We start from the raw sequence: 10,552 nt of genomic DNA on the forward strand, positions 1-10,552 counted from the left end.
GCGTTCATCTCTACAGGGCTGACCGTCCACTCCTCTTCCTTAACGTCCGCGCTGTGCCGTCCGGACATCCCCGGATCGGGCGCCTCTACGACACACCCCGAGAGGAAACAGTGAAGCCCATCCGCTACGGCCGCCTCGCGGCCATCGTCACCGCGGGCGCGCTGGCCCTGTCCGCGTGCGGAAACGACCCCGTCTCCGCCGGGAGCAACGACGGCGGCAACGGTGGCGCCTCGCAGGAGCAGGCCGCCGTCGCCGGCGAGATCGCCGGCGCGGGCGCCAGCTCCCAGGAAGCCGCCATGCAGGCGTGGATCGCCGGATTCCAGTCGGCGAACCCGGACGCCACCATCACCTACGAGGCCTCCGGCTCCGGCGCCGGCCGCACCCAGTTCGGGGAGGGCGCCGTCGCCTTCGCCGGCTCGGACGCGGTGATGGACGACGAGGAGCAGGCCACGGCCAACGAGCGCTGCGGCGGCGAGGCCATCCACCTGCCGCTCTACATCAGCCCGATCGCCGTGATCTACAACCTCGACGGCGTCGAGGACCTGCAGCTCTCGCCGGCGACGCTGGCCGGGATCTTCAACGGCAAGATCACCACCTGGAACGCGCCGGAGATCGCCGCCGACAACCCGGACGCCTCGCTGCCCAGCGGTCCGATCCGCCCGGTGAACCGCTCCGACGAGTCGGGCACCACCGAGAACTTCACCGAGTACCTGGCCGCCGCGGCGGGGGCGGCGTGGCCGCACGAGCCAAGCGGTGACTGGCCGATCCAGGGCACCCAGTCCGCGCAGGGCACCTCCGGTGTCGTGCAGACGGTGGAGGGCGGCCAGGGCACCATCGGCTACGCCGACGCCAGCAAGGCCGGCGACCTGGGCGTGGCCAAGATCAAGGTCGGCGAGAACTACGTCGAGTACTCGGCGGCGGCCGCCGCCAAGGTCGTCGACGAGTCGGCGCGGGTCGAGGGCCGGCCCGAGCACGACCTGGCCATCGAGCTGCAGCGGGACACCACCGCCGAGGGCACCTACCCGATCGTGCTGGTCTCCTACACGATCGTGTGCCTGAACTACGACGACGCCGCGCAGGGCGACGTGGTGAAGGCGTTCGTCGGGTACCTGGCCAGTGCCGAGGGCCAGGCCCAGGCGGAGCAGGCGGCCGGTTCGGCGCCGATCTCCGACGCGCTGCGGTCCGAGGTCGAGTCCGCGCTCGACGCCATCTCCGTCGGCAGCTGAGTGCCTGACACCTTGTTACGGTCGGTCGGACCGGATGGGCGGGTGCCTGCGGGCATCCGCCCACCCGGGTCCGCCGGCCCATCCCTGTTCCGGAGACTTGTGCAGTGACCACAACGGGCGAACCCGCGACCTCCCGGTCCGGCCGGCAGCGGGTGCCGCAGCGGCCGGGTGACCTGGTCTTCTCCTACAGCGCGAAGACCGCCGGTGTCCTCATCCTCGTCATTCTGGCCGCCGTCGCCGCGTTCCTGATCGTGCAGGCGTGGCCGGCGATCCAGACCGACTCGACGGAGCTGGCCGAGCGGGTCAGCTGGCTGGGGCAGGGGCGCACCCTGCTCAGCTACGTCGGCCCCCTGGTGTTCGGCACCGTGCTCGCCGCGCTGCTGGCACTGATCATCGCGACGCCGGTCGCCATCGGCGTCGCGTTGTTCATCTCGCACTACGCGCCGCGCCGGCTGGCCCAGGTGTTCGGCTACGTGATCGACCTGCTGGCGGCGATCCCCAGCGTCGTGTACGGCCTGTGGGGCGCGCTGTGGTTGATGCCCAAGCTGTACCCGGTGTTCAACTGGCTGGCCGAGAACCTGGGCTTCATCCCGATCTTCGAGGGCCCGGCGGCCAGCCCGCCGCGCACGATCCTCACCGCCGGCATCGTGCTCGCGGTGATGATCCTGCCGATCATCACGGCGGTCTCCCGCGAGGTGTTCTTCCAGACGCCGACGCTGCACGAGGAGGCCGCGTTGGCGCTGGGCGCCACCCGCTGGGAGATGATCCGGATGGCGGTGCTGCCCTTCGCGCGCTCGGGCGTCATCAGCGCGGCGATGCTGGGCCTGGGCCGTGCGCTCGGCGAGACGATGGCCGTGGCGATGGTCCTCTCGCCGGGCCTGACCTACTCGTTCCTGTTGTTGCAGCCCGGTCAGCAGCAGAACATCGCCGCGAACATCGCGCTCAAGTTCCCCGAGTCCAGCGGCCTGGGGGTCAACGTGCTGATCTTCACCGGCCTGGTGCTGTTCCTGATCACGCTGGTGGTCAACATGCTCGCGCGGTGGATCGTGTCGCGGCGCGCCGAGTTCTCGGGGGCGAACTGATGACCAGGGTCACGGCACCGGTGGACATCGAGGCGAGCCTGGTCGCGCGCAGGCTGACCCACGGCCGGCTGCCGCGCCACACGCCGATCGCGGTGTTCGTGGCGTCGCTGGCGGTGGTCGCCGGCGTGCTCGCGCTGTTCGACGCCTTCTCCATCCCGCTGACGGTGTTCCTGGGCGTGGTGGTGCACGCGGTGGCGCTGCTGGTGGCCAGCCGGGTCGTCGAGGGCGGCCGGGCCGCGCGGGACCGGCTGGCGACGACGTTGATGTACTCGGCGTTCGGGCTGGCGCTGATCCCGCTGATCAGCCTGCTGTGGACGGTGTTGCAGTACGGCCTGGAGCGGTTCGACGGGTACTTCCTGTCGTACACGATGCGCGGGGTCTACGGCGGCATGGACGCCGGCGGCGTGTACCACGCGATCATCGGCACGGTGGAGATCACGGCGTTCGCGACGCTGATCTCGGTGCCGGTGGGGCTGCTCACGGCGGTGTACCTGGTGGAGTACGGCCCGTCGCGGCTGGGCCGGGCGATCACCTTCTTCGTGGACGTGATGACCGGGATCCCGTCGATCGTGGCGGGGCTGTTCGCCTACGCGCTGTTCGCGCTGCTGTTCGGCCCGGGCGTGCGCATGGGTGTGGTGGGTTCGGTGGCGCTGGCGGTGCTGATGATCCCGGTGGTGGTGCGCGCGTCGGAGGAGATGCTCAAGCTCGTCCCGAACGAACTGCGCGAGGCCGCCTACGCCCTCGGCGTGCCGAAGTGGCTCACGATCGTCAAGGTCGTGCTGCGCACGGCGGCCGCCGGCCTGGTCACCGGCGTGATGCTGGCGATCGCCAGGGTCATCGGCGAGACCGCCCCGCTGCTGATCACCGTGGGTGTGGTGGACTCGGCGAACTTCAACCTGTTCGACGGCCGGATGATGACCCTGCCGGTGTACGTGTTCCGCCAGTACAGCCAGGGCCTGGCCCCCAACGGCGTGACGACGATCAACTACGACCGGGCCTGGGCCGCCGCGCTGACGCTGATCATCATCGTCATGCTGCTGTTCCTGGTCGCGCGCCTGGTGTCCCGCTTCTTCTCACCCAAGACCGGCCGCCGGTGACGGCCCACGACAAGGACGACGATGGCTAAGCGACTCGACATCACGGAACTCGACATCTACTACAGCGACTTCCTCGCTGTCTCCGAGGTGTCGATGGCGATCGAACCCCGGGCGGTGACCGCGTTCATCGGCCCGTCGGGCTGCGGGAAGTCGACGGTCATCCGGTCGTTGAACCGCATGCACGAGGTCATCCCCGGCGCCCGCATCCAGGGCAGGATCGCACTGGACGGCGAGGACCTCTACGGCCGCGACGTCGACCCGGTCCGGGTGCGCCGCCAGATCGGCATGGTCTTCCAGCGCCCCAACCCGTTCCCCACGATGTCCATCCACGCCAACGTCATCGCCGGCATGCGCCTGAACAACAAACGCATGTCCAAAGCCGAGGCGGACGACGTGGTGGAGCGGTCACTGCGCGGCGCGAACCTGTGGAACGAGGTCAAGGACCGCCTCAACCGCCCCGGCTCGTCCCTGTCCGGCGGCCAGCAGCAGCGCCTGTGCATCGCCAGGGCCATCGCCGTCCAACCGGACGTCCTGCTGATGGACGAACCCTGCTCGGCACTCGACCCGATCTCGACCCTCGCCATCGAGGACCTCATCGGCGAACTGAAGCAGGACTACACGATCGTCATCGTCACCCACAACATGCAGCAGGCGGCCCGCGTCAGCGACCAGACGGCGTTCTTCAACCTCGCCGGCGTAGGCCAACCCGGCAAACTCATCGAGATGGACGCCACCGAGAAGATCTTCTCCAACCCCTCCCAGAAAGCCACCGAGGACTACATCTCCGGCCGCTTCGGCTGACCCACCCCAGCCCGCCTCGTCACAACGAGTCCCCCACCCACACCACCCGGTGACCATGGGGACTCCGCGTCGACGTTTCCTGTGGTTGGGTGGACAGATCAAGAACAGGTTCACAGTCGGGAACCCAGCAGGTCCAACTTTCGTCACAATAGGGACCCGCGCCCGCACCGGTTGGTACCGTGCGGGGTTGGATCACCCGGTGGCACGTAGTGGGGGCCAGGCATGTACATAGCAGATGGTATCGGCGGCGGCGCCGTTGGCGGGATCTCCGCCAACGTGAAGAACTTCGCCAAGGCGGCGGCCTCCGGCGCCTTCTCGGTCAACGAGACCGGCGGCCAGGCCCTACTGGCCGCCATCAACCGCATGAGCAACTGGATCGACGAGCAGGCCACGCGCGTGATCTACCTCGCGCAGCCGGCACCACTCGGGTCCAGCGAGGGTGCGCGGACCATGCAGCCGTTCCTCCAGGACGTCGCTCAGGACCAGGAAGGTTTCATCACCATCCTGCAGGAGTTTCGCGAGTCGTTGGACGACGCGAAGCGGGGCATCGAGGCGGCCATGGCCTCCTACCAGAATGCCGACACCGAGTTCAGCAGCGGTTTCGCCCCGCAGTGAGGGAAAGGTACCCAGTGAGGCGTACGGCTCTGTTCGTTACGGCGTTGGTCGCGTTGGCCGTCGCGCTCGTCAGTTGTTCGTCGGAGACTCCCGGTGATGCCACGTCGGGTGACGGTGACGGCACGAGCGTGCAGATCCCCACCGAGGGCGGGGACAGTGAGACCACCGAACCTCCGGAGACTTCCGAGTCCGGGACCGGGTCGGCTGATTCGCTGGAGCCCTGCGAGCTGTTCTCCTCGGACGACCTGGCGGCGCTCTCGCTCACCGGCGGCCAGGAGGAGGAACTCGCTGGTGCTCGCGTCTGCCTCTGGCAGGCTACCGACAACCACACGGTGAGCGCGGGTGTCTGGGCGAACCTCGGTATTGACGACGTGCAGTCGAAGACGCCACCGGAGCCGAAGACCGTCGGTTCGCGGCCGGCGACGCAGTACACCGGTGAGCTGGGGGTGTGTGTGGTTGCCCTTGAACTCACCGAGACATCTCGGGTGGATGTGACCGCCGCCGCTCAAGGTGACCTGAACAAGGCCTGCTCGATCGCGAACCAGGCCGCGGAACTAGTTGAACCCAAGCTGCCCTGATCGGGAGTGGAGATGACACCTCAGAACCGGCGGAACGACAGTGGCGGCTACGGTAGCGACGGCTACAACAGCGACGGCTACAACAATGATGGCGACTACGACGCCACCTATGACCAGAGCAGCCGGTACTACATCGACCGCAGTGACACGGCCAATACCGGTGAAGAGGCTCAGCAGTCCGCTGAGCAGACCGCCGACTCCCAGGAAACGGGCGGTAACTGGGTCGAGCAGTTCATCGACCGGCTGACGCGTGAGGGCCGGGTGGACACCGCGTACCAGGAAGAGATGAACGCGCAGGCGGAGGCGCTCGCCGCCGGCGTCAACACGCGGCAGCCACCGGCGATGAGCTGCGCGAACTACATGAGCGTCGAGCACAGACAGCTCCAGGAAATGGTCACCACTGGCGTCGATCCGGATGCTGTCGGTGAGATGGGGGATCTGTGGATCAGTGCCGGCAACGAGATGACGCAGTTCCAGGAGAGTGTTGCCACCGCCATCAACAACAGTGAGGCGGACTGGCAGGGGACGGCGGGGAACTCGGCGCGTCAGTTCATGGCCGATGTCGGGAACTGGGTCGGGACGGCGGGGCAGAGCGCGCAGTTGGCCGGTACGCAGACCAACCTCCAGGCCGAGGCGCTCTCCGAGGCGCGTCGTTCGATGCCGGAGCCGGTTGAGTTCGATGTGGCGGCGGCCAATCAGGATCTGCGGTCGACGACCAATCCGATCGAGGCGATGACCAAGTACGCCAACTACATGACGCAGTACAACGCGCAGCAGGCGGCGCACGAGCAGGCCGTCCAGGTCGTCGGGACCTACGACAGCGGGTTGAGCGGCGCGAGCACGATGCCGGCGTTCACGAAGCCGCCGACGATGGCGAATCCGGACAGTGGGACCGGCGAGGCCTCGATCGACGGGGTCGGGTCCGGGGAGCTGGGCGGCGGCGGTGGTTTCAACGGCGGCACCGGCGGTGGCGGTGCGGGCAGCGGCGGCTTCGGCGGCGGCAGTGGTGGCGGCGGCGGTGGTGGTCTCCCGTCGATCCCGGGTGGGCCCGGGTCGGGCGGCGGCTCCGGTGGCGGCGGAGGCGGCGGTGGCGGCGGCGGGATCACGAACCCGAGCGAGTTCCCCGGCCCCGGCAACCAGTACCCCCTGCCCGGACCGGGACTTCCCCCCGGCGGTGGCGGCGGCGGTGGGGGTGGCGGCGGCGGTGGCGGTAACAACAACTTCTTCCCGCCGGGTCCGATGCCGATCGGGCCGGGTGGGCCGCCCGGTGGGGGTGACGGGTACGGGCGTTCGAACGGGCCTGGCGGCGGTGGTCGCGGGTTCGGGCCGGGCGGTGGGCCCGGTGGCAACGGGTTCGGCGGCGGTCAGGGCACGGGCTCCGGTGGGCTCGGTAGCCGTGGCGGGATGAGCGGCATGGGCGGTGCCGGTGCGCTTGCCGCGGAGAACGCGGCGATGCGTGGCGGGCCAGGCGGCGGTGTCGGCGGCCGTGGCGGCGGCGGCATGATGGGCGGCGGCGGCATGGGCGGCGGCCGAGGTGGCAAGGGCGAGGACGACGACGAGCACACCCGCGCGTCGTTCCTGGTCGAGGGGGATCCGGACGCCGTGTTCGGTACCGACGAGGTCACCGCGCCACCCGTGATCGGTGAGTGATGGCCGGTCCTTTCGTTCTGTCGCTGACCGAGGCGGACATCCTGGCGCAGCTGTTGGGTACCAACATCCGGCAGTTCCCGTTCAAGATCCCGAGTGCCGGTCGGCTGCAGGCCGACCGGCTGCGGATCGCCCGGGACGTGTTCGTCGATCTCGGGCGGCGTGGGTTGATCCGGCACGGTGAGCTGGACTCCCAGCTGGAGCGGGCGCTGCGCACGATGTCCGACTTCGGGATCGCGGTGGCGGTGATGGGCACGCTCAACGAGCGTGACGAGATCTACGCCCGCGCGTGCGCGACCACCGAGACCGGGGTGCTGGCCCAGCTCACCGGGTCGAGTCTGCGCCTGGAGCTGATCCGGCCGACGGCGCTGGCGGTCACCCTGGTCGGGTTGCTGCCGCGGGTGGAGGCCGGGCCGGGCCAGTCGGTGACGGTGAACCAGCCGGCGGCGGTGCCGCCGCCATCGCACGGCGCGGACGACGGGGTGTTCCGGCCGGTGAGCCGTTCGGCGGGGGCCGATCCTCGGCTGCGGATGGCCGCCAGCTATCTGAGCCGCCCGCGCAAGGGGACCGGGTTCTTCGCGGTCACCGGGCGCGGCCGGCACGGCAAGGAGGTCCGTGGCGGCGGCCTGACCTGGTTCGACACCGACGCCGGCCGGTACCTGTCACTGTCCCGGCCGCCGGGCGAGGACGGGTCGGTGACCAGCACCTTCTCCCCGGCCGACTCCGGCCGGATGATCCACTCGCTGGGCCAGATGATCGAGTCGGTGGCGCCCCGGCGTTAGCGGGGCGGGGTCAGACGACCTCGTCGTGCGATGCGCCGGGCATGCGGCCGGTGACCACGAACACCATGCGTTTGGCCACCGACACGGCGTGGTCGGCGAAGCGTTCGTAGAACCGGCCGAGCAGGGTGACGTCGACGGCCGACGCGACGCCGTGCGGCCAGTCCTTGTCCATGATCACCGTGAACAGGTGCCGGTGCAGGTCGTCCATCTCGTCGTCGGCCTCCTCCAGGGAGTGTGCCTGCTCGACGTCCCTGGTCAGGATGACCTGCTCGGCCTCGCGGGCCAGCTCGACGGCGACCCGGCCCATCTCCTGGAAGTAGGGGGCCACCTTCTCCGGCAGCACCGGCTGCGGGTGGCGCCGGCGCGCGGCCTTCGCCACGTGCAGCGCCAGGTCGCCCATCCGTTCCAGGCTCTCCGCGGCGTGGATGGCGGCCAGCACGGTCCGCAGGTCGGTCGCCACGGGTGCCTGGAGGGCCAGCAGCGCGTAGGCGTGCTCCTCGCACGACGACCGCGCGTCGTCGACCTTCACGTCGTCGCCGATGACCTGTTCCGCCAGGCGCAGGTCCGCCTCGAGCAGGGCCCTGGTGGCCAGTTCCATGGCCGTCGCGACCATCGAGCACATCCCGGCCAGTTCGCCGGCCAGCTCATCGAGTTCGCCCCGGTACGCCTCACGCATGCGGCCAGCCTACGACCGCGCCCGCCCGGTTACCGAATCGTTGGGTGAACCCCACGTGAACCCGAGGCCACAATCCGCTCAGACGCAGGACACGTCGCCGGCGTTGACCGTCGACACGTCCGGCAGGTCGGGGGCGGGCGCCTCGGCGCCGGGGGCGACGACGTTGCCGTCGAAGCCCGGGCCGATGATCAGCTGTAGCGCGCCGCCGGCCGCCGGGTCCTCGACGAGCTGCGCGTCGGGGACCGAGGCCGCGAGTGCCTGGGCCTGGGCCAGCTTCACCTTCGAGTACTTGATCACCGTCCGGTCGACCCTCTCGGGTGAGGCGTCCACCCACACGATCTGGTAGCCGAACTCGCTGAGCTCGTCGGCGGTGTCGCCGGCGATGCCGTCCTGGTCGTTGCCGCCGTTGAGGACCTGGACCTTCACGGTTTTCGGGTCGACGGGCGCGGGCTGGTCCTGGCGCAGCAGGTGCTGCTGGGCGGACTTGAGCTGCGCGTTGGGGGCGGCGGCCTTGCTCTTGTCGTCCTTCTTCTCCGCCGGCGACTCGCCGGGGATCGGGGTGTCGTTGCGGATGGCGCCGAACAGGTCGTTGGTGTCCTCGGTGCGCAGTTCCTCGTTGCCGGCGTCGTTGGCGTAGCCGACGGTCGGCACGGTCATGAAGGTGACCTTGCCGGCGTCCACGCCCTGCATCGACTGGCCGAGCAGCATCAGGGTCTCGACGTCGATGTTGTCGCCGAAGGTCGATTCGGCGAACGCGTTGACGAAGCCGGTGAGCTTGCCGACGTCGAGCAGCACCTCGGGGGACATCGCCTTGCGCAGCAGCGAGGACAGGAACCGCTGCTGGCGGGTGATGCGGCCGTAGTCGGACTTGGTCGGGTCGCTCTCGACCTTGCGCGCGCGGACGAAGTTCAGCGCCTGGTCGCCGGTGAGCGTGACGTTCTTGCCGGCCTGGGGCACGATCGTGCCGAGCACCTCGTCCTTCATGGGGCTCTCGACGCAGACCTGGACGCCGTCGACGGCGTCGACCATCTCCTTGAACCCGTGGAAGTCGATGCCGACGAAGTGGTTGATCGCGAGCCCGGAGATCTCCTGGATCTGCTTGGTCACGCACATCGGCCCGCCGACCTGGTAGGCGGTGTTCAGCTTGACCTGCTCCTCGCTGGGGGCGGTCTCGCCGGTGTACTCGCCGGTCTTGGCGTTCCAGCGCTCGCACTCGGGCCGGTTCACCTCGAGGTCGCGCGGGAACGACACGACCACGACCCGTTCGCGGCTCTTGGGGACGTGCGCGATCATCACGGTGTCGGAGCGGGCGCCGATGATGTCGTCCTCGTTGCCCACGCCTTCCTCGGCCTCCGCGCCTGCCCGGGTGTCCGAGCCGACGAGCAGGAAGTTCTCGTCGCCGAGTTGGGCGTCGGCGTCCTTGATGGCGTTGGAGTTCGGGTCGAGGGCGTTGACCTTCGTGGTGCTGCCGTTGATCCAGGCCTGCACGCCCCAGCCGACGCCGGTGCCGAGGAAGACCAGGGCGGCGGCGACGATGGCGAGCGCGCGGCCGGCGCGCATGGACTTGTTGCGGCGGCGGGCCTTCTTGTCCTTGAGCCGGGTCGACGGCTCGTCGTCGAAGGCGGCGCTCTGCGGCACGGCGATGGTCTGCCCGTCGGCCAGCTCGTCGAGCCGGTCGAGTTCGTCGTCGGTTTGCTGCCAGGGCAGCAGCCGGCGGCGTTTGGACTTCTTCTCCCGTTCCTCGGCGCGGAGCTCGTCGTGCACGGCGGAGAAGCGGGCGAGGGTGTGGTCGATGGAGCGGCGCTTCTGCACCTCTTCGCCGATGGCCTCCATCTCCGCGGTCATGGAGACGGGGTCGTCGTCGGGGCGGCGCGGCGGGGGCGGTGGCATGGGGGCCGGCATGGGGGCCGGTACGGGGGCGTGGCCGGTGTTCTGGCCGGGTTGGCGCGCGCCGGGCGGCGGGCCGTCGGGGCGGGCCGGCATGGGCCGCTGCCCGGGGGGCTCCTCGCCGGACAGGGCGCGGCGGATGCCGGATTCGCGGGCGCCGG

At 69.8% G+C, this 10,552-nt stretch carries 10 protein-coding genes; 8 read left to right on the forward strand and 2 right to left on the reverse strand.

What is annotated here, in order from left to right:
• Positions 1-110: 110 nt before the first annotated feature.
• From pstS to BLA60_RS20485, 8 genes are all read left to right on the forward strand, one after another.
• Positions 111-1,226, forward strand: a complete 1,116-nt coding sequence (gene pstS / locus BLA60_RS20450; protein WP_075134514.1) for a phosphate ABC transporter substrate-binding protein PstS — start codon at positions 111-113, stop codon at positions 1,224-1,226.
• A gap of 104 nt (positions 1,227-1,330) precedes the next feature.
• Positions 1,331-2,308 (forward strand): phosphate ABC transporter permease subunit PstC, encoded by a 978-nt coding sequence (pstC, locus tag BLA60_RS20455; RefSeq protein ID WP_075134515.1) that lies wholly within the window; start codon positions 1,331-1,333, stop codon positions 2,306-2,308.
• The gene (pstA, locus tag BLA60_RS20460) at positions 2,308-3,405 is read left to right on the forward strand and encodes a phosphate ABC transporter permease PstA (protein ID WP_084735121.1); all 1,098 of its coding nucleotides are present in this window, start codon (positions 2,308-2,310) and stop codon (positions 3,403-3,405) included. The genes pstC and pstA overlap by 1 nt, the downstream gene beginning before the upstream one ends.
• A 21-nt stretch (positions 3,406-3,426) precedes the next feature.
• On the forward strand, positions 3,427-4,206 hold the full coding sequence (pstB, locus tag BLA60_RS20465) for a phosphate ABC transporter ATP-binding protein PstB (protein WP_075134516.1): 780 nt from the start codon (positions 3,427-3,429) through the stop codon (positions 4,204-4,206).
• Positions 4,207-4,482: 276 nt separating this feature from the next.
• Positions 4,483-4,821, forward strand: coding sequence for a hypothetical protein (locus BLA60_RS44255; protein ID WP_162292986.1), 339 nt, complete (start codon positions 4,483-4,485; stop codon positions 4,819-4,821).
• 44 nt (positions 4,822-4,865) lie between these two features.
• On the forward strand, positions 4,866-5,399 hold the full coding sequence (locus BLA60_RS44260) for a DUF3558 family protein (RefSeq protein WP_162292987.1): 534 nt from the start codon (positions 4,866-4,868) through the stop codon (positions 5,397-5,399).
• 12 nt (positions 5,400-5,411) lie between these two features.
• On the forward strand, positions 5,412-7,049 hold the full coding sequence (locus BLA60_RS43420; protein WP_154814465.1) for a hypothetical protein: 1,638 nt from the start codon (positions 5,412-5,414) through the stop codon (positions 7,047-7,049).
• Positions 7,049-7,828, forward strand: coding sequence for an ESX secretion-associated protein EspG (locus tag BLA60_RS20485; protein WP_075134520.1), 780 nt, complete (start codon positions 7,049-7,051; stop codon positions 7,826-7,828). Before BLA60_RS43420 ends, BLA60_RS20485 begins: the two co-directional genes overlap by 1 nt.
• 10 nt (positions 7,829-7,838) lie before the next feature.
• On the opposite strand, the gene phoU is transcribed toward BLA60_RS20485, so the two are convergent.
• Together phoU and BLA60_RS20500 are read right to left on the reverse strand one after the other, a co-directional pair.
• On the reverse strand, positions 7,839-8,504 hold the full coding sequence (gene phoU, locus BLA60_RS20490) for a phosphate signaling complex protein PhoU (RefSeq protein WP_075134521.1): 666 nt from the start codon (positions 8,502-8,504) through the stop codon (positions 7,839-7,841).
• 78 nt (positions 8,505-8,582) lie between these two features.
• The coding region (locus BLA60_RS20500) for an LCP family protein (protein WP_342744764.1) at positions 8,583-10,552 on the reverse strand (1,970 nt) is incomplete at its 5' end.

This window comes from Actinophytocola xinjiangensis (genome assembly GCF_001921215.1).
GTDB classification, from domain to species: Bacteria; Actinomycetota; Actinomycetes; order Mycobacteriales; family Pseudonocardiaceae; genus Actinophytocola; species Actinophytocola xinjiangensis.